A 25815-nucleotide genomic window follows, 5' to 3' on the forward strand; every position below is an offset into this window, starting at 1 on the left:
TTATCCCAAGTCCTAAAGTCATTAAAACGAATCATCTTCTATCAGGTTTACTCTATTTCCGTGATGTCTTTCAAGCCGTCCGGCAAGTTCCAGTTCCAAAAGTACCGATAAAACCTCCGGCACGGATGCCCCTATGGAGGCGTGCAAGGCGCGGATTAACTCGTCTACATGAACAGGAGAGGTGCTGAGCTGCGACAGGATTTCATCATGTAACTCTACGCTGTTTTCTTCCGCCGTATCGGGCAGTCCGGTGTCGAATCCGTCAAAATTGAAACTGCCGCCTGCTTCAAACAGCGGCGATATGCGCAAATCATTCAGCACATTCAGCACATCATCCGCATGTGTGACCAGATGCGCCGCGCCTTCTTTCAAGAGCTTATTGGTGCCTGCCGCACGCGGATCCAGCGGCGAACCGGGAATGCAGAATAATTCGCGGTTCTGCTCCAGCGTCATGCGGGCGGTAATCAGCGAACCGGATTTCAGATTGGCCTCGACCACCAGCGTGCCCAGCGAAATACCGGAGATAATCCGGTTGCGGCGCGGGAAGTGCCGCGCCTGCGGCTGTGTGCCGATAGGGTTTTCCGCGATGATCGCACCGCTATGGCTTAAGATGTCATTATATAAAGACTCGTTTTCCGCCGGATAAATCACATCAACGCCGCCTGCCAATACGGCAATGGTGCCGCTGTCCAAAGCGGCCTGATGTGCGCAGGTATCAATGCCGCGCGCCAGTCCCGAGGCAATGTAATAACCCGCCATCCCGACGCGGGCGGCGATATCCTGTGTGATTTTGCGTCCGTTGATCGAGGCGTTACGCGTGCCGACAATGGCCAGCGATTTCTGCGACAAGGCATTTAAATTGCCTTTGACAGTTAAAGCGGGGGGCGCGTCTTCCAGCTGTGCCAGCAGATAGGGATAATCTTCTTCCCCCTTCACAACCAGATGCGCACCTGCTTTTTCAATTGCGGCAATTTCATCTTCGATCATATTTTGCGGGCAGGCGATGAGCGGTTTTTTACGGCCGCCGCGCGCCGCCAGATGAGGCAGGGCTTCCAAAGCGCGGATTGCCGTGCCGTAACGCGCCAGCAGCTTTGTAAAGGTGATCGGGCCGATATTATCCGTGCGGGACAAACGCAGGCGTGCGAATTTTTCCTGCGCGGTGATGGTTTGTTCACTTGAAAAGGTCGGGCTGTCTTCAGCAAGTCCGAAATTACTTTTTGCCAATTTTGGGTTCCTCCCCTTTCAAAAGCCGCCGGATATTGCTGTGATGGCGGATAAAGACCAGTATTGCAATCACGCCTGCGATTGACAAGGTTAGAATATCCACATCGGGCCGGAGCGCATAAAGCAGCAGCGGCGCGCTTCCGACAGCGACCAGCGCGGAGAGAGAGGAATAACGGAAAAGAACAGCCGTGGCAAGCCAAATCCCGCAAAGCAAGCCGCCCAGCGGGAAATGCAGCGCAAGGAAACCGCCCAAAGTTGTGGCAACGCCTTTGCCGCCTTTGAATTTTAGCCAGACGGGAAACATATGTCCCAGCACCGCGCCCAGAAAAGCAGGCGCCCCCAGTGTAAAACAGACGGAAACGCCAAGCATAACCGGCAATGCGGCTTTGCCGCCATCCAGAAACAGTGTGAGTGCAGCCAGTTTCTTACCGCCTGTACGCAGCATATTGGTTGCACCGATATTGCCTGATCCGGTTTTGCGGATATCGCCAAGACCGGAGAATTTTCCGACCAGCAACCCGAAAGGAATACTGCCGAACAGATAGCCTAAGGCAAGATAGAGCAGAATTTGCGAAAGCGTTGTGTCACACATCAGGCGGCCTCGCGCATATGGTTTTGCAGGACATGTTCCAGACAGGCCATGCGCACGGCGACACCCGCCTCGACCTGTTGCAGAATCAGGGAGCGGTGCTCGTCATCCGCCACATCGCCGGCAATTTCCACGCCGCGGTTCATCGGGCCGGGATGCAGCACAACGGCATGTTCCGCTGCATGACGCAGTCTTTCCCGCGTTAGCCCGTAATGTTTGAAATAATCCGCATCGCTCATTTCCAGATTTTGCTGCAGACGTTCTTTTTGAATGCGCAGCATCATCACGGCATCGGCACCGGCAATACCGTCATCCATTTCAATAAATTGGCGGATGCCTGTTTGCGGCGCGGGCAGAAGAATTTCAGGGCCGACAAGGCGGATATCCGCGCCGAATTTCTGCAGCAGCAGAATATTTGATCCGGCAACGCGGCTGTGGCGGATATCGCCGCAGATGGCGATTTTCAGCCCGTCCAGCTTGCCGAAATGCCGCCGCAGCACCAGCGCATCCAGCAAGGCCTGTGTCGGATGTTCTTTTGTACCGTTCCCCGCATTCAGCACGGGGCAGGGCATGAATTGTTTTGCGCGTTCGGGCATGTCATCCGCACCCGCCCGCACGATGAAGGCATCGGGATGCATCATGGCAAGGGTCTTGAGCGTATCGTCGAATGTTTCGCCTTTTTTTAAGGAGGAGGCGGCAGCGGAAAAATTGATCACCTTTGCACCAAGACGCAGCGCCGCAGTTTCAAAAGACACGCGGGTACGCGTTGAATCTTCAAAAAAACCGTTTAACACGATTTTTCCGTCCAGCGCAGGGGCGATTTTTTTGCCCAGCCGGATGGCATCCAGATAGGTATCCGCCTGATCCAGCAAGGCGGTGATATCGTCGCGTGAGAGAGAGGTGATCGAGGTAATGCTCATGCAGGGCCGCCTTTCGGTCGAATATTGTGAACATTGTCTTCGCCAAGCCAGTCGCGCAGGATGTCATCATGGTGCTGATCCAGAAAAGGCGGGGCATGGCGGTATTTGGCAGGGGTTTCCGACAGCTTGAGCGGGCAGCCGAGCAGTTTGACTGTTTCAGAGGAAAGCGGGTGTTTCATTTTGATCACCATATCCCGCGCCAAGACTTGCGGGTTCTCAAAAACCTGCTCAAGATTATTGACCGGGCCGCAGGGGACATCAATTTTTTCAAGATTTTCGATCCAGAATTGCTGCGGATGCTGTTTGGTAATATCGCGCAGCATCGGCACCAGAATTTTGCGGTTTTCAACCCGCGCCTGATTGGTTTTAAAGCGGGAATCTTCTGCCAGCTCTGTACATTTGGCGAAATTACAGAAAGCGGAGAATTGTTTGTCATTGCCGATGGCCAGAATCATATGCCCGTCCGCGGCGGGAAAGACCTCATAAGGTACAATGGTCGGATGGGCATTGCCCATGCGCGGCGTGACTTTACCGCCGGTCAGATAATATTGCGCGGCATTGGACAGCCAGGCCACTTGCGTATCCAGCAGCGCAACATCGACAAATTGCCCGCGTCCGGTTTTGTCACGGTAATGCAATGCGGCAAGAATGCCCGTGGCCGCATACATGCCTGCCATCAGATCGGCGATGGCAACGCCGGTTTTATAGGGTGTGCCGCCCTCCTGTTCTGGCCCCGTCAGGCTCATAATGCCGCCCATGCCTTGAATTAAAAAGTCATAACCGGATTTGTCGCGATAGGGGCCTGTCTGCCCGAAACCCGTCAGCGAGCAGTAAATCAGCCCCGGGAATTTTTCCTTCACATCCTCATAACCAAGACCGTAACGCGCCAGCGTTCCGGTGCGGTAATTTTCAATCAGCACATCGGCCTTTTCCATCAGCTTCAGCAGCAGATCGCGGCCTTCGGGCTGTGTGTAATCAATCGCGATGGAACGCTTGTTGCGGTTGGCCGAAAGGTAATAGCTACTTTCACTTGTGTTATTGCCATCAGCATCCTTGACGAAGGGCGGCCCCCATTTGCGCGTGTCGTCACCGGCTGCGGGGCGTTCGATTTTCACCACATCCGCACCCAGATCGCCCAGCAGCTGTGTTGCGCTGGGCCCTGCCAGAATGCGTGACATATCCAATATGCGCAGACCGGCCAGGGAAGATGGTTGGAGGGCGGATGGCTGAATGTCGCTTTGCGTCATTTTTTCACCTTAAAATCTATGATAACGGGCACATGGTCACTGGGGCGTTCCCAACCGCGCGCATCGCGCAGGACTTTACAGCTTTTCAGCATCTCCGCCAGCGGTTCCGTAACCCAGACATGATCCAGCCGCCGTCCGCGGTCAGAGGCCGCCCAGTCACGGGCGCGGTAGCTCCACCATGAATAGAGCTTTTCCTCTTCCGGTACGAAATGCCGCATGGCATCCGTCCAGTTCATGGATTTGTAAAATTCTGCAAAACGTTCTGTTTCGGCGGGCGTGTGCGAGATGATTTTCAACATCTGCTTATGAGACCAGACATCGTTCTCCAGCGGCGCAATATTCATATCGCCCAGCGCGATGACGGGCGCATCGGCATTTTCATTGGAGGGGAACCATTCCGTCAGCTCTTCGACAAAATCGAGTTTGTGCCGGAATTTGTCATTTGCCTCCGCATCGGGGATGTCACCGCCTGCCGGAACATATAAATTATGAATGCTGACAGGTGTTTTAAATTGCGGATGCATGATATTGGCGGAAATATGGCGGCAATCCTCCTTGCCGGTACGGGCATGGGTACGGATGTTTTCCAGCGGGAATTTCGACAGAATCGCCACGCCATTATAGCCCTTCATGCCGTGAAAGGCGAGATGCTTGTAGCCAAAGCCTGCAATAGCCTCTGCCGGAAAGAATTCATCCGGCGTTTTGGTTTCCTGCAGACAGACGACATCCGGCATCTCCTCGGAAACAAGTTTTTCGAGAAGGTTGATGCGCAGACGCACCGAATTAATGTTCCATGTTAAAACACGCATGGCATTTTTTTAGCGCGCCTAGCGCGAAAAATCCACAAGCAAATGGAAATGACTTGTAATTTTGTTATAAAAACAGTATCGTTCCTGTACGAAATCAAAACATCGGGCCTGATAATGGCAAAAAAGAAAAAAACAATATTCAACCTGTTCAGCAACGCCAACCGTCGCGATGACAATGGCCGGACGGAGCTTTATAAGGCCGCCAAAGCCGGGAATGTGCAGAAAGTCAAATCCTGCATTAAATCCGGTACTGATCCCGATATTCCGAATTTTCAAGGGCTGACCCCGCTGCACCAGGCCGCTTATTGGGGCGAGGTCGAAATCGTCAAAGAATTGCTGGCTGCAGGTGCTGACCCGAATGCCGATAACGGACGCGGATGGACGCCGCTGCACAGTGCGGCGCTGGCGGCAGGGCTGGATCGCCGTGCCGAGGTTATTAAATTATTGATTGATGCCGGATGTGATTGCAAAACGCCTGACAATTATGGCTGGTCTGCGGAAGATTACATGCGTCTGTGGATCGAGCATGATGATAAAAACCTCGAAAAAATGCGTAAGGTCTTTCAGGATGAAAGCTTCCTTGATAAGACGCAGCAGCCCGATATGGATAAGCTGGGCGTAAAAAAGGATAACAAACAGCCGCCATCACATGCGAAAAGTAATGATGCCGCCAATGACGATTCCGATATTGCGGATCTTCTGCGCCGGATTGAAGACAGAAGCGCTGAAAAACGCAAGGAAAGCGGCAGTGCCATGAAGCGCCCGGGCAAGGACGAGTCCGAAATTGAAGATCTGCTCCGCCGGATCGACGAGAAAAATCCGCCAGCGTCTTCCGGTAAATCCGGCGCGGCAAAGCGGAATAATCCGAAGCCTTAAATCACCCTATTATTTCGAATGTTTGATGACGAAGGTTGTACGCTTCGACATTTCTTTCATCTTATAGGCACCGACATAGGTGCAGGATGATCTGAGGCCGCCCAGAATAGCCAAAATCGTGTTTTTGACATCACCGCGGAAGGGAATGGAGGCGACACGACCTTCGCTGGCACGGTGTGCGGCAACACCGCCGCTGTATTTTTCCATCGCTTCGGTGCTGCTCATCCCGTAATATTCGATCATATTGTTGTTTTCGGCCAGCGCCTGCAGTTGTTCTTCATTCAGGCATTCGGTGTGTCCGGCCAGCATACCGCCCAGCATGACGAAATCGGCACCGGCGCCGAAGGCTTTGGCAACATCACCCGATGTGCGGCAGCCGCCGTCAGCGCAGATCAGACCGCCCAATCCATGCGCGGCATCGGCACATTCGATAATTGCGGAAAGCTGCGGAATACCGACACCGGTGACCGAACGTGTTTCACAGACGGATCCCGGGCCGATACCGATTTTGACGATATCGGCACCGGCGATAATGAGGGCTTCGGTCATATCCGCCGTTGCGACATTCCCCGCCATGATGACGCAGTCGGGATGTTGTGCGCGGACTTTCTTAATGAAATTGACGAAAATTTCGGTATAGCCGTTTGCAACATCCAGACAGATTTTATTGATGCCTTTATCTTTGACGGCATCCATGACGTTTTGGATATGGCTTAAATCTTCCATCAGACCGAAAGTCATAAAATGGTAATCACCGGACAGGTCGGCGGCTTTCAGATCGTCCAGATCATAATGTTTGTGAATGGCGGTATACATGTCGTGCTGTGCCAGAACGCCGGCCATCGGTAATGTGCCGACCGTATCCATATTGGCGGCAATAATCGGGATACCCGTCATTTCAAACCCGGCATGGGGCAGGCGGAAGGTGCGTTTCAGTTCGACCTCTGCGCGTGTTTCAAGACGGCTGCGTTTGGGCCGGATCAGGACATCGTCAAAATCCAGTTTACGGTCGTTCTCGATTCTCATGGCGGTTTTCCTTTCTGAAGGGTTGCAACCTGTTACATTGTTCCGGGCGCAGGTCCCGATTGGCCGATATACAGCATATAAAGATAGACGGCATATGTCGCTAATAAAAATCCGCCTTCAATCCGCGTGATATTCAGTTTGCGCAGCGCAAAAACGGCGAGCAGGATTGTCGCGAGTATCATCACCCATAAATCAAAGCGCAGAATTTCCGTTGGAATGGTCAGCGGGTCAACCAAAGCCGTGATGCCGAGGATGCCGAGAATGTTATAGATGTTACTGCCCAGAATATTCCCCAGCGATACATCACCGTGATTGCGCAGTCCTGCGACAATAGCAGTCACCAGTTCCGGCAGCGAGGTACCGATGGCAACAATCGTCAAGCCGATGACGGTTTCGGAAATTCCGGCTTTTTGTGCGAGCGTAATCGCACCGGTCACCAGCAATTTTGCACCCAGAATGGTCAGAGTAATGCCACCGACAGCCAGTATGCCGGAGAGCGGCATGGTCATCGGGCGTCCCATAAAGGTTTCCATTTCTTTCAGCTCTTCGACAAGATGCTGTTTTTCCACGCGTTTCAGCTTGGCTTTCTCGCTGAAATAGATAAAAGCGACATAGCCGAGAAGTGACAGGACAAAAAATGCGCCGATCATGCGTCCGACCTCTCCGAAAAACAGGGCGGCAAGGGCGAAAACCAATGTGGATGCGGCGACAGCTGTACCGTCACGTTTGAATTCTGAAATCGGGGTGACAATCGGTATCAGGAGGGCGCCGACACCGGCAACCAGCAGGATATTGGCAATATTGCTGCCGACGACATTGCCGACGGCAATATCGGGCGATCCTTCCAGCGCTGCGGCAACGCAGGTGACAAGCTCGGGCATTGATGTTCCGAATCCGACCAGCACGATTCCGATAATCAGCGGCGGCATTTTCAGGCGGCGGGCAAGAGCAACCGATCCTTTGACGAGAATTTCTCCGCCAAACAGCAGCAACAGGAAACCGGAAATCAGCAAAAGCCAGACCATTGTTTATGCGACCTTCACCGGCAGTTTTTTATGCAGCGCACACAGTGCCTGCGTCAGGGAATCGACATCATGCATGGCATTATGGACATGACCGGGCAAATCAATGTCAAAGGCTTTGGAAACCGTGCCGCTGGTATATTGGCGGACGTCAATACCGGCATTTTTAATGAAAACAGTCGCGTCCAGGAACGGGCAGCGCAGGTCATAAACCATATCGTTTAACACGCAGCCTTCCTGCAAAATGACGCAATCCATGCCATAGGAAAAACAGGGCGTGTCACCGGCAAATTCCTTGAATTGCTGATAGGCTTCTGCGAAAGACAGACCTTGTTTATCAACCTGCTCCTGAGTAATTGCCGTCAAGTCCTTAAAGCAATCGGACAGTTCCGGGTTGCGGACAGGGCGGACGAAGATATCCATTACATCAAGAATTTCGCCGCTGCTCAGGTCAAGCTTTTGCGCGGCAAGCTGAACCAGTTCCCGGTATTCACCTTCACCTGACCAGCCGCGCGCCATTGCGCCGTCCCATGTGGTGTACTCGGTATCCCAGACAATAATGATCGGCATTTTAGGGGTCAGTCTCCTTCCCCGGGTTCGGGGCTGAAATATTTTTCGAACTTTCCTTCCATGCCTGCAAATTCTGCGGCATCTTTCGGATGTTCTTTGCTTTGCGTGATATTCGGCCATTTTTCCGCATATTCGCGGTTCAGTTCCAGATATTTTGCCGCGCGGTCATCAATGTCCGAGACGATGGCTTCCTCCGGGCATTCCGGTTCACAGACGCCGCAGTCAATGCATTCATCCGGATGGATGACCAGCATATTCTCGCCTTCATAAAAACAATCCACCGGACAGACGTCAACGCAGTCCGTGTATTTGCATCGAATACATGTATCAAGCACAACATAGGTCATCGCTGTTTACACCCTTGCAATAAAATTTGTCGTTACAGTGTTCTTTTTATTCTTATTCCGACGTTTCCGCAAGCTTTCGCAGTAATGTCATGCGCACAATATCCGCACGGTCATTGGCGACCTGACAGGTTCCCGCCGCAACATGCCCGCCGCCGCCATGTTCCAGCATCAGCTTGCCGATATTGGCTTTCGAGGATTTGTTCAAAATGGATTTTCCGAGGGCGAAAACCGTGTTCTTTTTCTCGCGTCCCCACATCACATGCATCGACACATTTGTGTCGGGATAAAGCGCATAGATCATAAAGCGGTTGCCGACATAGATGGTTTCTTCTTTGCGAATATCCAGAATGACGGTTTTCCCGTCAACACTGCTGCAGCGGCGCAGCTGTTGCTCAAAAGGACCGGCATGTTCACGGTACAGCGCAACACGTTCAGCAACATCGGGATGCTCCAGAATTTCTTCAATATCGGTTTTTTCGCGGCAGTAATCGATCAGGTCCATCATCAGCTGATAGTTGGAAATGCGGAAATGGCGGAAACGTCCAAGTCCGGTGCGGGCATCCATCAGGTAACCCAGAAGAATCCAGCCATCGGGTTTCAGGATTTCGTCTTTGCTCAGATTGGCGGCATCAATTTTATCCACCGCTTTCATCATATCCAGCGACAGATTCTGATAAGTCTGGCGACCGCCGTAATAATCATATACCACCCGTGCCGCGGAAGGGGCGTGCGGATCAAGGATATGGTTCGGGCGCGACCCGCCGACCCGCATCATCTCGCTGGCATGGTGGTCAAAGACCAGATGCGCATTTTCGACATAGGGCAGATTGGTGATAATGTCGTTGGAGGTCACCTCGATCAGCCCGTCCTGCATATCTTTGGGGTGAACAAACAGAATATCGTCAACGATGTCGATTTCTTTCAATAAAACCGCACAAACGAGACCATCCATGTCACTGCGGGTAATCAGGCGAAATTTTTGTTCGGACATTTTGCTGCCTTTTTAATTTTTACTTTTGCGCCGGAACCTTAATATTAAGACATATCTTAGATTTTACGGCGCGAAGCTTCAAGCGGTAATCACGGTTTTCTGATATTGACAATAGGCGGATTGTGAAATATGTATAGTGCTTATTTTAATTAGGAGATGTTCCCATGACCAAACCCGCTGCAAATCATAATAATACCGAAGCCCCCGCCGTGACCATTTTTATTGATCTGGACGGTGTTCTTGCCGATTTTGACACACATGCGCAGGCGCAGGGCAAAATCAAAGCCGATGGCAAAACCGATTATGATGCGCTGGACACGGAATGGTGGCGGACAATGCCGGCTTTTGACGGGGCGGTGGAATTTCTGAAAGACCTGAAAAAGGAAGGGCAGACAAAATTTCTGACCGGTCCGATGGTTTCGCCGGAATGTCATTACGGCAAGGCGCAATGGATTACGAATTTTGAACCCGGACGCGGAAAATGGGCGCTGATGGATCTGATTATCTGCCCCAGCAAAGATAAGCGCTTTCTGGCGGCGGAAGACCGCATTCTGGTCGATGACCGTATCGGCAATATCAAGGATTGGGAAGCGGCCGGCGGCGTCGGCATCCATCATACCGGCGATTTTGCCGATACGCTGGCGCGCACACAAAAAGCTGCGGCAAAAATTCGCGCAGCAAAGACAGCAAAAACCGCACCGGCCAACAGCCTGCGCCGGACCTTTAAAAGGTAATTTTTCAGCTTAATTCATCAATCAGGTTTTTCTGGATTTCCGATTCCGTGCGCAATGCAAGGGTATTGGCTTTATAAGCGATTTTTGTTGCCAAAAGATCGGTAATTTCCTTTTCCAGCGAAATATTCGGCACGGCCACGGAACCGTTTTCATCGGCAAAAGGCGAGGACGGGTCAAAAACCAGCAATGTGCCGTTTTCATCCTGCGAAATCGTGGCTGTCGTGCCGCCTGCCGGCGAAACTGCGCTTTGCGAGACCTTCAGGGGTTTGAACACCTCGGGGCCTGATGCCGTCTGGCTGTCGGGGTTGACGCCCGAAGAGGTCAGATTGGCAATATTGGAAGATGCCGCCGCAAGACGCTGGCTTTGCGCTTTTAAGCCGCTAAGAGAGATTTGCAGGGAATCCGCCATGTTTCATACCCGTCTTAAAAAATTGTCGAATATATTTATTATAACAAAAAAGCTTTAACGGAGCGTTTAAAAATTTGCGCTTTAAAAATTTGTCCCTAGACCGCCTTTCTATCAACGTGTAAACTTATTCCTGCGACATGGATAAATTTACTGATAAGGGAATGGTTTTAGAGATGCTGAATAAACGATTTACGGGTCTTTTTGCCTTTACGGCGGCAGCGCTGGTTTTTTGTACGCCGGTCAATACTGCAACAGCACAGTCTATGGTGGACGGTAAGGATACGCGCATGGCAAACCGCACGGTTGATGCGACAGGTGCGAGCCTGCCGCTGCATCTGCGTATGAATAAGCGCAAAAAATACAGCTGGTCCTATCAGCCGGCACTGGATCCCATCTGGGCGAAATACAGACATCAGCAGCAATGGCAAGGCCTGTACTGGGACACATCACGCTGGCCCGAGGATATGTCCGAAGAGCAGGTTTTGAAAGCTTTTTACGGGGCAGATATCTTCCGCCGCCAATATATGGTCGAGAAGCAATACAAGTCCAAAGCCGTGCTGGTTGTCGGACCGACTTTCTATAAATTATCCGATCTGGATCGCCACCGCTCTTTGCAACTGGTATCCGACCATTTCAATTTCTTTGAAAGCGGTCTCACGGGCTTTGACGTGACGGATTGGCGTACAGGCTATAAAATCGGCGAATTTAATGCAAAAGGCTTCCAGCTGTTTTAAGGAAGCCGGAAAGTAATCATGGGATATTTACGGAGGCGGCGCTTCTTTTCGGGAATTGTCGCCTTTCTCTTTGCAGTCACATTATGCTTTCTGGCGCAGGGTGAAACGGCCCGTGCGCAAGGGCTTAGTCTTATCCGTGATGCGGAAATCGAAAATGTAATCCGTGATATTTCCGCGCCGCTGTTTCAGGAGGCCGGATTCTCCCGCGATTCCATCCGCATTATTATTGTGCAAAGTAACGAACTGAATGCCTTTGTCGCGGGCGGCCATAATATTTTTCTGCATACCGGGCTGTTATTGCGTGCGGAAAATGCCGGCGAGCTTGCCGGCGTGATTGCGCATGAATTAAGCCATATCGCATCAGGTCATCTGGCACGCGGTCATGCCGCGATGGAAGGGATTTCCTTTCAGGCGATGCTGGCTGCGGTGCTGGGGATTGCCGCGGCGGTCGGCAGCGGTAATGCCGAAGCGGGCGCTGCGATTATGACCGGCGGACAGGCGGCGGCATTGGCCAGTTTTCTGAAATATAACCGGACGCAGGAAGCTTCCGCCGATCACGGTGCGATTTCCTATCTGAATGGTGCAGGGCTTTCCGCGCGCGGTCTTCTGAGCTTCATGGAGAAGCTGGAAGGTGAGGAATTGCTTCCGTCCTCGCAACAATCGGAATATGTGCGCACACACCCGCTGACAGTGGACAGGATCAATTTTCTGCGCCATGCCGTGGGGCAATCGCGTTACAGTGACCGCCCGTTTCCGGCAGTGTGGAACAAAGATTTCCCGCGCGTGCAGGCCAAGCTTATGGGCTTTCTTTATCCCGAACGCGCCTTAAACCTGCGGGAAGGCATTACACATCCTATTGCGGCGCGCTATGCCAAAGCCATCGCATTGTTCCGCAAGGGCAAATTGACGGAAGCCGTCAGCATGATGGATGATTTGATCGAAGAAGAGCCGGAAAACGGCTATTTCCATGAATTAAAGGGCGATATCCTGTTTGAGGCAGGAAACGCCTTACATGCTGCAAAATCCTATCAAAAGGCTGTGGAATTACAGCCGGATAGCGGTTTGATTAAAATTGATTACGCGCATGTGCTGACAGGCATTGCGCGGGCACGGCAGAGCCGTGACGGCAAAGCCCCTGCGGATGTGCTGGATAAAGCCATTGGTCTGCTGCAGCAGGCCAAAGAGGATGAAAATTTGAACCCCAGCCTGTACCGCTTTCTGGCGGTGGCATATGGTATGAAAGGGGAGGATGGTTACGCCCGCTTGAATCTGGCGGAAGAGGCCGTTTTGCGGAATGATCTGGATGTTGCGGAACGTCAGATTTCCTATGCAGAGGCGAATTTACCTGAAAAAGCGGCGCAGGCGCGGCTGCGTGTTGCCGATTTGAAAGAAGTGGTGGCACAGCGCCGTGCGGAAATGAAAAAATAAGGTTGCTTTTCGGCGGGGCAGGCTTTTAGATTGATTAAGGAATATATGTTAGAATAATCAAATGTCTTTTTCTTAAAAGACATTTTTACGGAACAGGAAAAAGGAAATTTGATCATGTGGAAAAAAGGCTCCCGGCTTTCTTTGGCAACATTTTTTACGCTTGCCGCGATGTGTGCGGCAATGTTGACGGTAGACAGCCGCACAGCATCTGCTCAAACAGCGGCAGCGCCGGATCGCGCGGCGATTGAGGCCATTGTGCTGGATGTGATCAAGGATAACCCGCAGGTGATTTTGGAAACGGTAAACGCCTATCTGCAAAAACAGCAGGGGGAGCGCCAGCAGGTTGCCCTGGAAGAACATTCAAGCCGTCTTTTCAAAGGCTCGCCGATTGCCGGTAACCCCGAGGGGGATGTAACGGTTGTGGAGTTTTTTGATTACCGTTGCGGCTATTGTAAACGCGCATGGGAAACCGTAGACCGTTTGATGAAAGAAGATAAAAACCTCCGCGTTGTTTTTAAAGACTTCCCGATTCTCGGCCCCGAATCGGAAACGGCGGCACGTTGGGCTCTGGCTGCCGAAAAACAGGGAAAATATCTGGAGTTTCACCATGAATTGATGACGCATCGCGGTGCTTTTGACGTGGATACGCTGTCTGCTATGGCTGAGAAACTCGGCCTGAATGCGGGACGTATGCGTCAGGATGCGCAAAGCGCCGATGTGTCGACGACGATCCAGATGAACCGCGCTTTGGCGAATGATCTTGGTATTACAGGAACGCCGGGTTTTGTCGTCGAAGATCAGCTGATCTCCGGTGCGGTACCATATGAAAGCATGGTGGATGCCATCAGTAAGAAAAGAAAAGAAAAAAAGCTTTAAGTCCTTCTTTTTAAAAAGAGTTTTACGTTATTTATCACGCTGTCCGGAGCCCGCTTCGGACAGCGTCGGTATATTGCGGATCTTTCTGTTGTCATCCAGGGACTGCAATATCTCTTGATACAGATCCGTGCATCTCTCCCAGGTACCTGCACCGCCATGCTGTTCTTCATAGGTCGCGATGATTTTTAGCAATGCGTCATCCAGTACGGGAACAATCTCGCTCATTCCCTCGCGGTCGGCTTCAGCCAACGCATAAAGGATTAGGGATAAAATATGTTCGGTAACGTTTTTCTTTATGTGGTCGCTCATTCCATACACCCCTTTTTCTGAATGGTTTCAATCTCGTTAAACGGCGCCGTCAGCAGAACCGGATGAGAAATGCCTGTCTTCTCCCTGACCCGCTCCAGCGCTTCTGCGGACACATGCATCTGTCCCGCGATATTTTTGCGCCCGCCGCCGTAATGTCCGGCTTTTCCCAAAAATTCGACATCCCAGCCTGCATTGATGAAAACAGACTTCCAGATCAGCGGCGGCATAATGCCGATAATGGCGGTGATGTTCCGGGCCAAGGCGAATTCCAGATAGGCGCAGACAATTTCCGCCGTGATACGGCGGCGCAGAAATTGCGGCAATTTACGGTCAATACAAAAGCGTGACCCTTCCCAGATGCGGGCGGAGGCGGGTAAGGCGATGTTTTCGACGCTTTCCGGCCACAAATCTTTCAGCATATAGGGGCGGTCTGTCGGCATCAGGCGCGATGCGCCGCGTACATCACCGTTTTCATCCTGCCAGACAAGATAGCTGGTGGCAGGTGTATCGTAACAGTCATATTCCATGCCGCGAAAGCTGGACAGCTCCCAATCCTGCCGGTCGACAAAGGAGCGGTAGCGCAGACGGTATTGTGATGAGAGTGCTTTGCCGAAATACTGTGCCGTTTCGCAGTTTACACAGTTAATCATTGGCGGGATGTCTCCTTCAAGAAGCGGTGTTCCTTTGAATAGGGAGGCGTGGAATGGACGAAATGAAGGGAGTCCTGCCCCCATCTGAAATGACAGCAAATTGCGGAGCTTTGTGAAACTGCAAAACTTTGCAGTTGCATTGGCGGGTATTTTCCTGTATATATTTATTATGGATAATAAAAGGCAAAAGCAAGACGATATCAAGCACATCACGGATTATATGCTGGTGGAAACCGCATTGCGTCCGGCGGATATTTGTTTTGTTTTTGGCGGCCAGAATGCCGATCATCTGGCTGATCACGCCGCCAAGCTGTATCATCAGGGGCTTTTTAAACATATCATTGTCTCCGGCGGCGTTGCCACCGATGACGGGCGGCTGGAATGTGACCGTATGCGCGACCGTCTGGTGGAAAAAGGCGTGCCGGAAGATTGCATTCTGGTGGAAAATCAGGCGACCAATACCGGCGAAAATGTCACATACGGTATGCAGCTGATTGAGAAGGAGATCGGTCTGGATAATATCGGCTCCGTCATCGGTATCGGGCAGATACACGCTTCGCGCCGCTTTATCATGACATTGGAAAAACATTGGCCGGATGTCGTGAAAATGTTCTCCACACCCAATTATTACCCCGTCGATAAAAAGGACTGGCACAAAGATAAGAAATTCCGCAGTGATGTCATGCGCGAATTTAACAAGGTCGCCCCTTATAAGAAAAAGGGCTTTATCGCCGAAGTTGATCTGGACGAGATCGCCGAAAAAATTGAAAAACTTCCCGACACACCGCCTGCGCGTCCGCCTATTAAAAAGCGCCGTTATCGCCGCTGAAAAAGAACGCGCCCCTGATATTATCAGAGACGCGTCTTTTTAAAATCTGTTCAGCGCTACGTTATTCGCTTTCATCTTCCATACTGTCATCCGCTGCGCCGTCATCACTCTCGCCGGCATCTTCGGGCATGGTCGTGTCATCGCTGTCCGTATCGTCCATGTCGTCCATATCATCCATGTCGTCATCACCGGCATCTTCACCGGGGCAGGGGGCGAATTCGCAATTCGGCCCCGTGCGTCCGACGGCGCTGCCGTCAGGACAGAGTTTGGCATCCATGGTACACATCACGCTGTCGGCCTCTGCCGTTTGCGGGATACCGAAAGAAACAAACGAAGCAAGTGCTGTTGTCAGAATAAGAGAACGAATCGTCATGTTATGTTACCTCCTTGGTATCTTCAGTTTACCAAAAATCATTTAAAAATTATGTATGAACAGGAGGGGGGGATGAAAAATATTTTCTTTTTTAATTCAGTTTGTTATCGCAGGCGTCCTGCAGGTATTTCCAGGCCTTGTCCGCGTCTTTTTCATCATAATATTCCAGATCGGACGGGGTAATCCAATCGGTGAATTCCGTTGCAAATTTCATCCATTTTTCATCGCCGACAACAACGACATAGGTGAAATTCCAGTAATATTTAAGGCTTGTCAGGAAATCATCCAGCATGGCATGCGGGGTCATGCCTTCAAAGGAAGTGATGTCAATATAAAGGCCGATATGGCTTTCGGTATTGATCGTGGCATCCAGCGCGGGCAGAAAATTTTCGTAATCCTCATGGGTCAGAATACCGGAGGCCTTCACAGCCAGAATTTTATCGGTGGTTTTTTCGAGGATTTCGATCATCGTGTTTGTTCCTTTTGTCGTCGCATTTCTTTTTGTTTAACGGCTTGGCGCGCTGTTGTCCAGCTCTTTCAAAATAGGAGGAAGATATTCGGCAAGGTCTTCGGCAACTAGACCGCGTCCGCATTTTTGCGCCGCTGCGCCATGCAGCCATGCCGCCGCCGCCGCCGCTTCGAAGGCAGGCATATGTTGTGCCAGCAAGCCTGTTATGATCCCTGCCAGCACATCGCCTGCGCCTGCCGTGGCAAGAAAAGCGGGGGCGTTGGTATTAATCACGGCGCGCCCGTCCGGCGCGGCAATCACCGTATCAGCGCCTTTCAGCAAAACAACGGCACCGGATTTTTCAGCGGCTTTGCGTGTGCGGGCAATTTTATCGCCTTCAATGCTGCCGAACAGCCGCGCGAATTCGCCGTCATGCGGCGTTAAAATACAATTGTCATGCAAGGCGGAGAACAGCACATCGGGCGTATCGTGAAAAACGCTGAGCGCATCGGCATCAAGACAGACGGCTTTGTCTTTTGCCGCAAGTGCTGCCAGTACGGCGTCGCGCGTTTCGTCGGTGACACCCAGCCCCGGGCCGATCAGCACGGCATTTTTGCGCGGGTCTTGCAGGAAGGCGGTTTTCTCGCCAATGTCTGCCAGCGGTTCCACCAGCAGATGCGCTTTATATTCCGCATAAATGTCAAAGCTTTCGGGCGGGCATAAAATTGTGGCCAGTCCTGCACCGCTGCGCATGGCGGCATGAGCCGCCAGTTTTGCCGCGCCGGTCATTTTTGCGCCGCCGAAAATCACGGCATGACCGTGGCTGTATTTATTGTCGCCCGTTTGCGGCTGCGGGAATAGGGGGTACCACAAGGCCGGGCTGTTTTCGTATAGCGGCGGCGCGGTGTGTTCCTCATGCGTGATGCCGATATCCGTGATATGAATCTGCCCGCAATAAGCGCGTCCGGGCAGCAGCAGATGCCCCGGTTTTTTTGCGTGGAATGTGACGGTATGGAGGGCTTTCAGTGTCGCAGGATCGGCAGCGCCGGTGTCGCCGTTGACACCGCTGGGAATATCCACCGCGATGACAGGCAGGCCTGCCGCCGCAATGTTTTGCAGCATTTCCGCCAGCGGCGGTGCGAGCGCTTTGGAAAATCCGGTGCCGAACAGCGCATCAATGACCAGTGCCGTCTCTTTCAAATCGATATTTCCAGACAGCGCTTCAAATTTTTCGCCGCATTTTTTCGCCATCAGCGCGGCATCACCTTGATAATCCGCCGCCGCTTTCATCGCGGCAATCCGCACAGCCCATCCGACCTCTTGCAAAAGGCGCGCAATCACAAAACCGTCACCGCCGTTATTGCCGGGGCCGCACAGTACCAGCACGGGGCAGGGGGCGTAATTCTGTATGATGATATCAACAACACTCTGGCCCGCCTGTTCCATCAGTACGGCGCCTGCCGTGCCTGCGGCAATGGTTTTGCGGTCACTTTCCTGCATTTCCGCGACTGTCAGAATACGCGCCGTCATTTTTTAAAATTCCACCTGTTCCAGATGTTCGGGAATATGGACATCCCAGCCGAATTTTTTGCTGATTTTGTCTTTGAGAGAGGTCGCGGCGTTTTCCTCGCCATGCACGATAAAGACCTTTCGCGGATCGGCGTTAAAGCCCTCAAGCCAGCCAAGTATTTCATTGTAATCGGCATGGGCGGAAACGCTGCGCATATAGCGGATTTCGGCACGGACGGGATACATTTCGCCGTGTATTTTAATTTCCGTCTCACCGCGGACAAGGCGGTCACCGCGCGTTTCGGCAGCTTGAAACCCTGCCAGCAGGATGGTGTTGCGCTCATCCCCCAATGTGTTTTTCAAATGATGCAAAACGCGTCCGCCTGTGGCCATGCCGCTGGCGGAGATAATGACGCAGGGCATATGATGTTCGTTAATGGCCTTGGATTCCTCGCGGCTGCGCGTATAGATCACCATATCGCACATGGCGCGGCAGACACCGGGGGACAGGCGGTGCTCGCTTTTGTGCTTATGCAGAAGCTCGGTGACATTGATAGCCATCGGACTGTCCAGATAAACCGGAATATCGGGTATTTGCTTCGTTTGTTTCAGCACATGCAGATAATAAATCAGGCTCTGCGCCCGCCCGACGGCAAAGGCGGGACACACCAGCGTTCCGCCGCGTTTGATGGTTTTATTGACGATATGGCGGATGGTTTTCATCGGGTCTGTTTTTTCATGGGCGCGGTCGCCATAGGTGGATTCCACGACCAGATAATCGGCTTGCTGAATATGGGCGGGCGGAATAATGACGGCATCATGCGGGCGGCCCAGATCGCCGGAAAACAAAATCGATGCGCTGTCATTCATCACTTTGATAAAAGAGGCGCCGAGAATATGCCCCGCATGGTGCAGGGTAAAGCGCAGCTCGTCATCCAGCCATGTTTCGGTGCCGAAATCGACGGGATGAAATGATTTCAGCGACTCGCGGGCATCCTCCTCGGTGTAAAGCGGCAGGGCAGGGTGGTGCTTGGTATAGTGGTAGCGGTTGGCGCGCTCCGCGTCCTCCTCCTGCAAATAGCCGCTATCGGGCAGCATGATGCTGCAAAGATCGCGTGTGGCTTCGGAGCAATAGATTTTACCCTTAAAACCGCTTTTGACCAGCAGGGGCAGATAACCGCTATGGTCGATATGGGCATGGGTCAGCAAGACCGCATCAATATCGGCAGGGTTCACGGGCGGTTTATCCCAGTTGCGCAGACGCAGGTTCTTTCTACCCTGAAACAAACCGCAATCAATCAGAATTTTCTTGCCCGCCGTTTCCAGCAAAAACTTCGAGCCCGTAACCGTGCCCGCCGCGCCGAGGAATTGTAACTTCATGGAAAAGCTCCCTTTCTTTTTCGCATTATAGTAACGCCGCAAAGCGAAAGAGGAAAGAGAGGAAAACCTTTTATACCGGACACACAAAAGCCGCGATTTTCAGGCCGCGGCTTCGTAGTACTCGTTTCTTATTATATGGTCTTAACGGTAAGAACCTGCACGGAGCGTTCCGATTGTGAAGCTTGTGCCATGGCTGCTGCCGCGTGCCATTTTTTGTGCATCACGCTGGATCTGGAACTTTTCGAATTCTGTCATCTCATAAGGCTTTTTGCTGACAGAGCCGAAGGTCTCGGAGGTTTTTCCGTTTTCTGCAAGTTTCGTTTTGTTGTTTTCCATTATATTTACTCCTACTGGTTTTAAGTTTGCTAGGCCAGGAGATTCTGTTTGTTTTTGTTATTGCCTCCCTTGATTAATAAGTTAACATAATGTTAATGTCAAAGTCAACAAAAATTTATGGAAAATTAACAATTTTTTCCGCATTATTATCAATATGATACAGGGATTATTTTTACGATTTGGGAAAATCGAGGCGGAAAATCTGCCACAACGTATCCGCATCGCCTGTAAAGACCTCTTTTGCGGTGATGGCGGCAGGGTAAAACGCCTCCAGACGGGCTGTTAAGACATCATGCGGCAGCGACTGATTGTAAAAATCATAATGCTCCTGCAAATAGGCATCATAGGCCTGCATCATGTCGCCGTCACAGGCAAAGCAGGACAGAAAAGCCGTGCCGCCGGCTTTGCCCAATTGCCGCAACAGGCGCAGATGGGCGTCAATATCGGCCATATGATGCAGAATGCCGAGCGACAGGACGATATCGGCCTGCGGCAATGTGGCGGTAAAGGCGTCATCCTCGATATCGCCGCTGATAATCTCCGCATCAGGGGCGGCTTTGCGCGCGATCTCCAGCATCGCGGGGCTGAAATCGCTACCGTATAAAGACATGGCGGGATGCGCGGCAGATAGATGTTTCAGCATCCATCCCGTGCCGCAGCCAAGGTCGAGAGCCGTGCCGTTTTCCGGACAAGCCGCAGGCCAATGCGCCGCAATCCATTCCTGATGGCTACGGATATGCAAGGGCCAGCCGGCATCGAAATCGCTTGCGAAATCTTCGTAGGCTGCTTTCACCGCGTCTTTATCAAACATTCTTTAAGAGGCGATATCGGTCAGGCACGGATAGGTTTCCGGACGGCGGTCGCGGAAGAACTGCCACTGGTTGCGCACTTCGCGCACCACATCCATATCCATATCGGCGATCACCAGCTCATCCTTGTCTTCGCGGGCCTCAACCAGAAATTCGCCGCGCGGATTGACGATATAGGAGGAACCGTAGAATTTACCGATATTCCACGGTGCTTCCGTACCGGGGCGGTTGATCGCACCGACATAATAGCCGTTTGCGACGGCGGAGGCAGGCTGCTCCAGCTTCCACAGATATTGGCTCAAACCCGCAACGGTGGCCGACGGGTTGACGACATATTCCGCGCCGCTTAAGGCCAATGCACGCCAGCCTTCGGGGAAGTGGCGGTCATAACAGATATAAACGCCAAGTTTCAGATAGGCGGTGTCAAAGACCGGCCAGTTCGAGAAACCGGGCTTAAAGAAGAATTTCTCCCAAAATCCGGAAACCTGCGGGATATGGGTTTTGCGGTATTTGCCTAAGTATTTGCCGTCGGCATCAATGACGGCGGCGGTGTTGTAATAAACGCCGGTGATGTCTTCCTCGTAAATCGGGACGACAATGACCATATTGTATTTTTTCGCATATTCCTGCATCAGCCTTGTCGTGTGCCCGTCCGGAATCTGTTCGGCGGCGGCATACCATTTTTTATCCTGACTGGGACAGAAATAAGGCTGGGTGAAAACCTCCTGAAAGCTTAAGACCTGAACACCTTTTTTGCCCGCTTCCTCGATCAGCGGGATATGTGCCGCCAGCATTTTGTCGCGGATTTGATCGGGTGTGTCCTTTTCGGCATCCCCTTTCAGGCTCATTTGAATAAGACCGGCTTTAACAATAGACATATGCATCTCTCCTGCGATAAAGGGCTAAAAACCTTGACCCTTGGGTCAAAAAAGCGATAGATTTATGCCTATTATAAGATAGAAATTTACACAGAAATTCAAGCTTTTTATCATTCAGCCCAAAGGAGAGCCACGCCATGTCCCTGATTATTAAAGGTGGAACAATTGTCACAGCAGACCGCACTTATAAAGCGGATGTCTATTGTGAAGGCGGCGTGATCAAACAGATCGGCGAAAATCTTGAAACGCCCGCGGGCGCGGAAGTCGTGGATGCAAGCGGCCAATATGTGATGCCGGGCGGCATTGACCCGCATACGCATATGGAACTTCCCTTTATGGGCACGGTCGCCTCCGAAGATTTCTTCAGCGGCACATCGGCGGCAGCCGCCGGCGGCACGACGATGATTATTGATTTCGTTATTCCCAGCCCGCAGCAGCCTTTGCTGGAAGCTTATGACACATGGCGCGGCTGGGCGGAAAAAGCCGCCACTGATTACAGCTTTCACGTTGCCGTGACATGGTGGGATGAGAGCGTCTCCAAAGATATGGAGGTGCTGGTGAAGGAGCGCGGCGTCAACAGCTTTAAACATTTCATGGCCTATAAAGGCGCGATCATGGCCGATGACGAAGTGCTGGTGAACAGCTTTACCCGCGCCCGTGAGCTTGGTGCGATTGTCACGGTTCATGCCGAAAACGGCGAGCTGGTCTTTACCCTGCAAAAAGAATTATTTGAAAAGGGCCTCACAGGGCCGGAGGCGCATCCGCTTTCCCGCCCGGCAGAGGTTGAGGGCGAGGCGGCAAACCGCGCCATCCGCATCGCACAGGTGCTGGATGTGCCGCTTTATATCGTGCATAACTCCGCCAAGGACGCGTTGCAGGAAATTATGCGTGCGCGCGGCGAAGGCCAGCGCGTTTTCGGTGAAGTGCTGGCAGGGCATCTGCTGATTGATGACAGCGTTTACCGCCACCCCGATTTTGAATTCGCCGCCGCGCATGTGATGAGCCCGCCTTTCCGTCCGAAAGAACATCAAAAGGCATTGTGGCAAGGCTTGCAGGCAGGCCATCTGCAAACCACGGCGACCGATCATTGCTGTTTCTGCGCCCCGCAAAAAGCGGCAGGCAAGGATGATTTCCGCAAAATCCCGAACGGTACCGGCGGCGTTGAAGACCGCATGGGCGTGTTGTGGCATCACGGCGTCAATTCCGGCAAGCTGACAATGAATGAATTTGTCGCCGTGACCTCGGCAAATGCGGCGAAGATCTTCAACATCTATCCGCGCAAGGGCGCGATTCTTGAAGGCGCGGATGCCGATATCATCGTCTGGGATCCGGAGAAAAAACGCACGATTTCCGCCAAAACCCATCACCAGAATGTCGATTTCAATATCTTTGAAGGTATGGAAGTCAAAGGCGCGAATACGGTGACAATCTCGCAAGGCAAGATCGTCTATAAAGACGGTAAGCTGATGACGGAAAAAGGCGCGGGACGCTATATCGACCGCCCGCCTTTCGCTTCTTACTATGATGCGCTGAAAATCAAACGCGCCGGCGAAGAACCGACTCCCGTCAACCGCAAATCCGGCAAAACCGAAGCGGCGTGATATGGATTTTGTTTGATTAAGGCGACGGGCGGCGCAGGAATTGACGCATTTTCTGGCGCTGCTGTTCCTGCTGGCTCTGCTTTTGCTGCAGGCGGGCAACGGCAAATTCGCGGCGCAGGCTGTTTTCGCCCGCTTCCCATTCGGTAAATAATTTCACGGCCTTATGGCCGTTGCCGTTGCGGCGCGCCATATCTTTGGCGGTCAGCCCTTCATTGTTGGTCAGGCGGAGGCTGCTGTTTTCTTTCGCCAGCGTTGCGGCGTCCCAGCACAGCAGCGTTTCAATCATTTTTTCATTGGCACTGCGTCCGGCAAAATGCAGCGGCGTATTGCCGTCATTTTCCTGATGCGTCAGGCTGGCATTGTAATCCAGCAGTATTTCGGCAATATCCGTCTGTCCGGTCACGGCGGCCCAGTGCAGGGCGGTACGGCCGTTGCTGTTGGTAATCTCCGTATCCGCACCCGCGCCCAGCAACAGGGAGACCATATTCAGATTGCGTTTCAAGATGGCACGGACAAGGGCGGTATCGCCATGTTTATCTGTTTCTTTCAGGAGGTCCGCAGCGCGCTTTTTATCGCTCAGCAAAAATCCGACGGCTTTTTCGCTGTTTCTTTCCACCGCAATATCCAGCGCCGTCAAGCCGTGAATATTTTTTTGAAAAACATCCGCACCGTTATCAATCAACAATTGCATAATGCAAGTATCATTTTTAATGGCGGCGCGCATCAGGGCGGTCATGCCGGCTTTATCAGCGGCATTGATATTCGCGCCTTGCCCGCCTGTGGCGGCGCTGTGTTCGATCAGCGCCTGCACGATATTCAACCGTCCTGCCGCAACGGCGACGGAAAGCGGCAGCATATCATTCATATTGCCTTTTTCAGGGTCGGCGCCCTCTTTCAGCAATGTACGGATCAGCGAGTCATTACCGCTGGAAACGGCCCACCATAGCGGGGTGGCGCGGTTGCCTTTGCGGTCACGCAGATTGGGATCGGCACCATAGGCCAGCAGCAGGGCGGCGGTTTTGGAATGACCGCGGTAACTGGCGGCGCAAAGCGGTGTCCAGTCCTTGCTGCCGGGCTCGCCATCCGGATTGGCACCGCCGTCAAGCAGTTTGCGGGTTTTTTCAACATCGCCTTTTTTTGCGGCCTCAATTAAGGCCTCTGCTGGGGTCTTGGCTGGCTGCATTTTGCGTCCCTGTGTTTCAATGTAGGAGCGGCATATTATCGTAAAAAAACGCGCCCCGCAAGAGAGCGGGGCGCGGGACATGCAAATTTATTCAGTCCGGTTTTCAGGCGGCGCGCAAATCTTTTGCGGCAGCGCAAAGCTTTTTCACGGCTTCGACCGAAGCATCGAACATGGCTTGTTCTTCCGCCGTAAATTCGATCTCGATAATTTTCTCGACACCGCCTGCGCCGATCACGACCGGCACACCGATGTAAAGACCGTCAACACCATATTGCCCCGTCAGATAGGCGGCGCAAGGCAGAACGCGTTTTTTGTCTTTCAAATAGCTTTCCGCCATGGAAATCGCGCTGGAGGCGGGGGCATAAAAAGCGGAGCCTGTTTTTAAGAGGCCGACGATTTCCGCGCCGCCGTCGCGTGTGCGCTGAATGATGGCATCCAGTTTTTCCTGTGTTGTCCAGCCCATTTTGACCAGATCGGGCAGCGGGATACCGGCAACGGTGGAGTAACGCGCCAGCGGTACCATGCTGTCACCGTGACCGCCCAGAACAAAGGCGCTGACATCTTCAACCGAGACGCCGAATTCTTCGGACAGGAAGAAGCGGAAACGCGCAGAGTCCAGAACACCGGCCATGCCGACGACTTTTTTCGGGTCAAATCCGGTCACTTCCTGCATCACGCCGACCATCACATCCAGCGGGTTGGTGATAACAATCACAAAAGCATCCGGGGCATGGGTTTTAATTTCCTTACCGACCGCCTGCACGATACCTGTATTGATGCCGATCAGATCATCGCGGCTCATTCCCGGTTTACGCGGGATACCTGCGGTAACGATCACGACATCCGCAGCGTCAATGACGCTGTAATCATTGCTGCCGGCGAAGACGGCATCAAAGCCTTCAATCGGTGCAGCTTCCGCCAAATCCAGCGATTTTCCTTGCGGAACGCCTTCGGCAATATCAACAACGGCGATATCGCCCAGTTCTTTCAAACCTGCCAGAAGGGCAAGCGTGCCGCCGATTTGTCCTGCACCAACGAGTGCGATTTTCTTACGTGCCATTTTCATTTCTCCTTTATGGATGATTTATTTGTTAATGCGCGAAAATATCTTCATCCTCCCAGCCGCCAAGGTCAAGAACCGCGCGGGTGGGCAGGAATTCGAAACAGGATTGCGCCATCTCGGTGCGGCCTTCGCGGGCCAGCATGTCGTCAAGACGGGTTTTAATTTCATGCAGATACAATACGTCAACCGCCGCATATTCCATCTGTTCGGGCGTCAGCTCGTCCCCGCCCCAATCGGTGCAGGTCTGCTGTTTGCTGATATCGACATCCAGAAAATCCTTGCACAGGTTTTTCAGGCTGTGATGCGGCGTAAAGGTGCGCACCAGTTTCGAGGCGATTTTTGTGCAGTAAACCGGCGCGGTCAAAACATCCAGATAGGCCAGCAGCACGGCAACATCGCCGCGTGCGAAATGGAAAATCTTGGTGACATTGCGGTCGCCCAGCAGTTTTTTCAAATTCGGCGCATTGAATTCACCGGGCGCAAATTTTACCAGATGGCAATTGCCGTCCCCTGATGACAGCTGCACAAGGCATAGGCGGTCGCGCACGGGTTTTAAACCCATCATTTCACAATCCACGGCGACCGTATCGCCAAGGTCAAGGCCATCCGGCAGATCGCCGTGATGCAGTTCGACTGTCAGTTCGT

At 52.4% G+C, this 25815-nt stretch carries 30 protein-coding genes; 7 read left to right on the forward strand and 23 right to left on the reverse strand.

Annotated features, from left to right (window positions below):
* Positions 1 to 21: 21 nt before the first annotated feature.
* Genes dprA through xth form a run of 5 tightly spaced genes read right to left on the reverse strand, consistent with a single transcriptional unit; the run spans position 22 to position 4789 of the window.
* Positions 22 to 1224: a DNA-protecting protein DprA gene (dprA, locus tag HND56_03455; protein QKK04802.1), complete on the reverse strand. Its 1203-nt coding sequence runs from the start codon at positions 1222 to 1224 to the stop codon at positions 22 to 24.
* Positions 1211 to 1816, reverse strand: coding sequence for a glycerol-3-phosphate 1-O-acyltransferase PlsY (gene plsY, locus HND56_03460; GenBank protein ID QKK04803.1), 606 nt, complete (start codon positions 1814 to 1816; stop codon positions 1211 to 1213). Before plsY ends, dprA begins: the two co-directional genes overlap by 14 nt.
* Complete coding sequence (locus HND56_03465) at positions 1816 to 2733, reverse strand: aspartate carbamoyltransferase catalytic subunit (protein ID QKK04804.1); 918 nt, start codon at positions 2731 to 2733, stop codon at positions 1816 to 1818. Before HND56_03465 ends, plsY begins: the two co-directional genes overlap by 1 nt.
* Positions 2730 to 3980, reverse strand: a complete 1251-nt coding sequence (locus tag HND56_03470; GenBank protein QKK04805.1) for a CoA transferase — start codon at positions 3978 to 3980, stop codon at positions 2730 to 2732. The genes HND56_03465 and HND56_03470 overlap by 4 nt, the downstream gene beginning before the upstream one ends.
* Positions 3977 to 4789, reverse strand: coding sequence for an exodeoxyribonuclease III (xth, locus tag HND56_03475; GenBank protein QKK04806.1), 813 nt, complete (start codon positions 4787 to 4789; stop codon positions 3977 to 3979). Before xth ends, HND56_03470 begins: the two co-directional genes overlap by 4 nt.
* A gap of 114 nt (positions 4790 to 4903) precedes the next feature.
* On the opposite strand from xth, the gene HND56_03480 reads away from it, so the two are divergent.
* A complete protein-coding gene (locus HND56_03480; protein ID QKK04807.1) occupies positions 4904 to 5665 on the forward strand; it encodes an ankyrin repeat domain-containing protein in 762 nt (253 codons plus the stop codon).
* Between the two features lie 9 nt (positions 5666 to 5674).
* On the opposite strand, the gene HND56_03485 is transcribed toward HND56_03480, so the two are convergent.
* From HND56_03485 to HND56_03505, 5 genes are read right to left on the reverse strand one after another with little or no spacing between them, the layout of a single operon-like run.
* Complete coding sequence (locus tag HND56_03485; GenBank protein ID QKK04808.1) at positions 5675 to 6691, reverse strand: GMP reductase; 1017 nt, start codon at positions 6689 to 6691, stop codon at positions 5675 to 5677.
* Between the two features lie 32 nt (positions 6692 to 6723).
* Positions 6724 to 7716, reverse strand: a complete 993-nt coding sequence (locus HND56_03490; protein QKK04809.1) for a calcium/sodium antiporter — start codon at positions 7714 to 7716, stop codon at positions 6724 to 6726.
* Positions 7717 to 7719: 3 nt separating this feature from the next.
* Entirely contained in the window at positions 7720 to 8283 is a 564-nt protein-coding gene (locus HND56_03495; GenBank protein QKK04810.1) for a hypothetical protein, read from the reverse strand.
* 8 nt (positions 8284 to 8291) lie between these two features.
* Complete coding sequence (locus HND56_03500; protein QKK04811.1) at positions 8292 to 8630, reverse strand: ferredoxin family protein; 339 nt, start codon at positions 8628 to 8630, stop codon at positions 8292 to 8294.
* A gap of 52 nt (positions 8631 to 8682) precedes the next feature.
* Positions 8683 to 9621, reverse strand: a complete 939-nt coding sequence (locus HND56_03505) for an exopolyphosphatase (GenBank protein ID QKK04812.1) — start codon at positions 9619 to 9621, stop codon at positions 8683 to 8685.
* Between the two features lie 164 nt (positions 9622 to 9785).
* On the opposite strand from HND56_03505, the gene HND56_03510 reads away from it, so the two are divergent.
* Positions 9786 to 10355, forward strand: coding sequence for a hypothetical protein (locus HND56_03510; protein QKK04813.1), 570 nt, complete (start codon positions 9786 to 9788; stop codon positions 10353 to 10355).
* A 4-nt stretch (positions 10356 to 10359) separates the two neighbouring features.
* Here HND56_03510 and HND56_03515 read toward each other — a convergent pair whose 3' ends face one another.
* Complete coding sequence (locus HND56_03515) at positions 10360 to 10764, reverse strand: hypothetical protein (protein QKK04814.1); 405 nt, start codon at positions 10762 to 10764, stop codon at positions 10360 to 10362.
* Positions 10765 to 10937: 173 nt separating this feature from the next.
* On the opposite strand from HND56_03515, the gene HND56_03520 reads away from it, so the two are divergent.
* The 3 genes from HND56_03520 (at position 10938) to HND56_03530 (ending at position 13802) form a co-directional block, all read left to right on the forward strand.
* Positions 10938 to 11498, forward strand: coding sequence for a hypothetical protein (locus HND56_03520; protein ID QKK04815.1), 561 nt, complete (start codon positions 10938 to 10940; stop codon positions 11496 to 11498).
* An 18-nt stretch (positions 11499 to 11516) separates the two neighbouring features.
* A complete protein-coding gene (locus HND56_03525; GenBank protein QKK04816.1) occupies positions 11517 to 12926 on the forward strand; it encodes a M48 family metalloprotease in 1410 nt (469 codons plus the stop codon).
* Positions 12927 to 13040: 114 nt separating this feature from the next.
* The gene (locus HND56_03530; protein ID QKK04817.1) at positions 13041 to 13802 is read left to right on the forward strand and encodes a DsbA family protein; all 762 of its coding nucleotides are present in this window, start codon (positions 13041 to 13043) and stop codon (positions 13800 to 13802) included.
* Positions 13803 to 13829: 27 nt separating this feature from the next.
* On the opposite strand, the gene HND56_03535 is transcribed toward HND56_03530, so the two are convergent.
* Positions 13830 to 14111, reverse strand: a complete 282-nt coding sequence (locus tag HND56_03535) for a hypothetical protein (protein ID QKK04818.1) — start codon at positions 14109 to 14111, stop codon at positions 13830 to 13832.
* Positions 14108 to 14761: a GNAT family N-acetyltransferase gene (locus HND56_03540; protein ID QKK04819.1), complete on the reverse strand. Its 654-nt coding sequence runs from the start codon at positions 14759 to 14761 to the stop codon at positions 14108 to 14110. Before HND56_03540 ends, HND56_03535 begins: the two co-directional genes overlap by 4 nt.
* A 112-nt stretch (positions 14762 to 14873) precedes the next feature.
* Here HND56_03540 and HND56_03545 point away from each other — a divergent pair, with 112 nt between their 5' ends.
* On the forward strand, positions 14874 to 15590 hold the full coding sequence (locus tag HND56_03545; protein ID QKK04820.1) for a YdcF family protein: 717 nt from the start codon (positions 14874 to 14876) through the stop codon (positions 15588 to 15590).
* A 61-nt stretch (positions 15591 to 15651) separates the two neighbouring features.
* Here HND56_03545 and HND56_03550 read toward each other — a convergent pair whose 3' ends face one another.
* The 7 genes from HND56_03550 to HND56_03580 all read right to left on the reverse strand — a co-directional run bounded on the left by HND56_03550 (position 15652) and on the right by HND56_03580 (position 21323).
* Positions 15652 to 15963 (reverse strand): hypothetical protein, encoded by a 312-nt coding sequence (locus HND56_03550; protein ID QKK04153.1) that lies wholly within the window; start codon positions 15961 to 15963, stop codon positions 15652 to 15654.
* Positions 15964 to 16054: 91 nt separating this feature from the next.
* Positions 16055 to 16432 carry an STAS/SEC14 domain-containing protein gene (locus HND56_03555; protein QKK04821.1) on the reverse strand — a complete coding sequence of 126 codons (378 nt, stop codon included), beginning with the start codon at positions 16430 to 16432 and terminating at the stop codon, positions 16055 to 16057.
* 36 nt (positions 16433 to 16468) lie between these two features.
* Entirely contained in the window at positions 16469 to 17941 is a 1473-nt protein-coding gene (locus HND56_03560; GenBank protein QKK04822.1) for an NAD(P)H-hydrate dehydratase, read from the reverse strand.
* Between the two features lie 3 nt (positions 17942 to 17944).
* Entirely contained in the window at positions 17945 to 19300 is a 1356-nt protein-coding gene (locus tag HND56_03565; GenBank protein QKK04823.1) for an MBL fold metallo-hydrolase, read from the reverse strand.
* A gap of 141 nt (positions 19301 to 19441) precedes the next feature.
* Positions 19442 to 19636, reverse strand: a complete 195-nt coding sequence (locus HND56_03570; protein ID QKK04824.1) for a hypothetical protein — start codon at positions 19634 to 19636, stop codon at positions 19442 to 19444.
* A gap of 172 nt (positions 19637 to 19808) precedes the next feature.
* The gene (locus HND56_03575; protein ID QKK04825.1) at positions 19809 to 20447 is read right to left on the reverse strand and encodes a methyltransferase domain-containing protein; all 639 of its coding nucleotides are present in this window, start codon (positions 20445 to 20447) and stop codon (positions 19809 to 19811) included.
* 3 nt (positions 20448 to 20450) lie between these two features.
* Complete coding sequence (locus HND56_03580; protein QKK04826.1) at positions 20451 to 21323, reverse strand: acyltransferase; 873 nt, start codon at positions 21321 to 21323, stop codon at positions 20451 to 20453.
* Between the two features lie 137 nt (positions 21324 to 21460).
* Between HND56_03580 and hydA the strand changes: the two genes are divergently transcribed.
* Positions 21461 to 22924: a dihydropyrimidinase gene (gene hydA / locus HND56_03585; GenBank protein QKK04827.1), complete on the forward strand. Its 1464-nt coding sequence runs from the start codon at positions 21461 to 21463 to the stop codon at positions 22922 to 22924.
* Between the two features lie 16 nt (positions 22925 to 22940).
* On the opposite strand, the gene HND56_03590 is transcribed toward hydA, so the two are convergent.
* The 3 genes from HND56_03590 to HND56_03600 all read right to left on the reverse strand — a co-directional run bounded on the left by HND56_03590 (position 22941) and on the right by HND56_03600 (position 25810).
* Positions 22941 to 24107: a hypothetical protein gene (locus HND56_03590; protein QKK04828.1), complete on the reverse strand. Its 1167-nt coding sequence runs from the start codon at positions 24105 to 24107 to the stop codon at positions 22941 to 22943.
* A 103-nt stretch (positions 24108 to 24210) separates the two neighbouring features.
* Entirely contained in the window at positions 24211 to 25167 is a 957-nt protein-coding gene (mdh, locus tag HND56_03595) for a malate dehydrogenase (GenBank protein QKK04829.1), read from the reverse strand.
* A gap of 31 nt (positions 25168 to 25198) precedes the next feature.
* A complete protein-coding gene (locus HND56_03600; protein QKK06540.1) occupies positions 25199 to 25810 on the reverse strand; it encodes a ribonuclease D in 612 nt (203 codons plus the stop codon).
* Between the last annotated feature and the right edge of the window lie 5 nt (positions 25811 to 25815).

The sequence above is a fragment of the Pseudomonadota bacterium genome, assembly GCA_013285465.1.
Lineage (GTDB): Bacteria > Pseudomonadota > Alphaproteobacteria > Micavibrionales > CSBR16-224 > CSBR16-224.

Excerpts from the sequence above, each read along its gene's own strand:
- plsY (QKK04803.1), bottom strand. The coding sequence starts at position 1,816 with ATGTGTGACACAACGCTTTCGCAAATTCTGCTCTATCTTGCCTTAGGC.
- HND56_03465 (QKK04804.1), bottom strand. The coding sequence starts at position 2,733 with ATGAGCATTACCTCGATCACCTCTCTCTCACGCGACGATATCACCGCC.
- HND56_03470 (QKK04805.1), bottom strand. The coding sequence starts at position 3,980 with ATGACGCAAAGCGACATTCAGCCATCCGCCCTCCAACCATCTTCCCTG.
- xth (QKK04806.1), bottom strand. The coding sequence starts at position 4,789 with ATGCGTGTTTTAACATGGAACATTAATTCGGTGCGTCTGCGCATCAAC.
- HND56_03480 (QKK04807.1), top strand. The coding sequence starts at position 4,904 with ATGGCAAAAAAGAAAAAAACAATATTCAACCTGTTCAGCAACGCCAAC.
- HND56_03485 (QKK04808.1), bottom strand. The coding sequence starts at position 6,691 with ATGAGAATCGAGAACGACCGTAAACTGGATTTTGACGATGTCCTGATC.
- HND56_03490 (QKK04809.1), bottom strand. The coding sequence starts at position 7,716 with ATGGTCTGGCTTTTGCTGATTTCCGGTTTCCTGTTGCTGCTGTTTGGC.
- HND56_03495 (QKK04810.1), bottom strand. The coding sequence starts at position 8,283 with ATGCCGATCATTATTGTCTGGGATACCGAGTACACCACATGGGACGGC.
- HND56_03500 (QKK04811.1), bottom strand. The coding sequence starts at position 8,630 with ATGACCTATGTTGTGCTTGATACATGTATTCGATGCAAATACACGGAC.
- HND56_03505 (QKK04812.1), bottom strand. The coding sequence starts at position 9,621 with ATGTCCGAACAAAAATTTCGCCTGATTACCCGCAGTGACATGGATGGT.
- HND56_03510 (QKK04813.1), top strand. The coding sequence starts at position 9,786 with ATGACCAAACCCGCTGCAAATCATAATAATACCGAAGCCCCCGCCGTG.
- HND56_03515 (QKK04814.1), bottom strand. The coding sequence starts at position 10,764 with ATGGCGGATTCCCTGCAAATCTCTCTTAGCGGCTTAAAAGCGCAAAGC.
- HND56_03520 (QKK04815.1), top strand. The coding sequence starts at position 10,938 with ATGCTGAATAAACGATTTACGGGTCTTTTTGCCTTTACGGCGGCAGCG.
- HND56_03525 (QKK04816.1), top strand. The coding sequence starts at position 11,517 with ATGGGATATTTACGGAGGCGGCGCTTCTTTTCGGGAATTGTCGCCTTT.
- HND56_03530 (QKK04817.1), top strand. The coding sequence starts at position 13,041 with ATGTGGAAAAAAGGCTCCCGGCTTTCTTTGGCAACATTTTTTACGCTT.
- HND56_03535 (QKK04818.1), bottom strand. The coding sequence starts at position 14,111 with ATGAGCGACCACATAAAGAAAAACGTTACCGAACATATTTTATCCCTA.
- HND56_03540 (QKK04819.1), bottom strand. The coding sequence starts at position 14,761 with ATGATTAACTGTGTAAACTGCGAAACGGCACAGTATTTCGGCAAAGCA.
- HND56_03550 (QKK04153.1), bottom strand. The coding sequence starts at position 15,963 with ATGACGATTCGTTCTCTTATTCTGACAACAGCACTTGCTTCGTTTGTT.
- HND56_03555 (QKK04821.1), bottom strand. The coding sequence starts at position 16,432 with ATGATCGAAATCCTCGAAAAAACCACCGATAAAATTCTGGCTGTGAAG.
- HND56_03560 (QKK04822.1), bottom strand. The coding sequence starts at position 17,941 with ATGACGGCGCGTATTCTGACAGTCGCGGAAATGCAGGAAAGTGACCGC.
- HND56_03565 (QKK04823.1), bottom strand. The coding sequence starts at position 19,300 with ATGAAGTTACAATTCCTCGGCGCGGCGGGCACGGTTACGGGCTCGAAG.
- HND56_03570 (QKK04824.1), bottom strand. The coding sequence starts at position 19,636 with ATGGAAAACAACAAAACGAAACTTGCAGAAAACGGAAAAACCTCCGAG.
- HND56_03575 (QKK04825.1), bottom strand. The coding sequence starts at position 20,447 with ATGTTTGATAAAGACGCGGTGAAAGCAGCCTACGAAGATTTCGCAAGC.
- HND56_03580 (QKK04826.1), bottom strand. The coding sequence starts at position 21,323 with ATGTCTATTGTTAAAGCCGGTCTTATTCAAATGAGCCTGAAAGGGGAT.
- hydA (QKK04827.1), top strand. The coding sequence starts at position 21,461 with ATGTCCCTGATTATTAAAGGTGGAACAATTGTCACAGCAGACCGCACT.
- HND56_03590 (QKK04828.1), bottom strand. The coding sequence starts at position 24,107 with ATGCAGCCAGCCAAGACCCCAGCAGAGGCCTTAATTGAGGCCGCAAAA.
- mdh (QKK04829.1), bottom strand. The coding sequence starts at position 25,167 with ATGGCACGTAAGAAAATCGCACTCGTTGGTGCAGGACAAATCGGCGGC.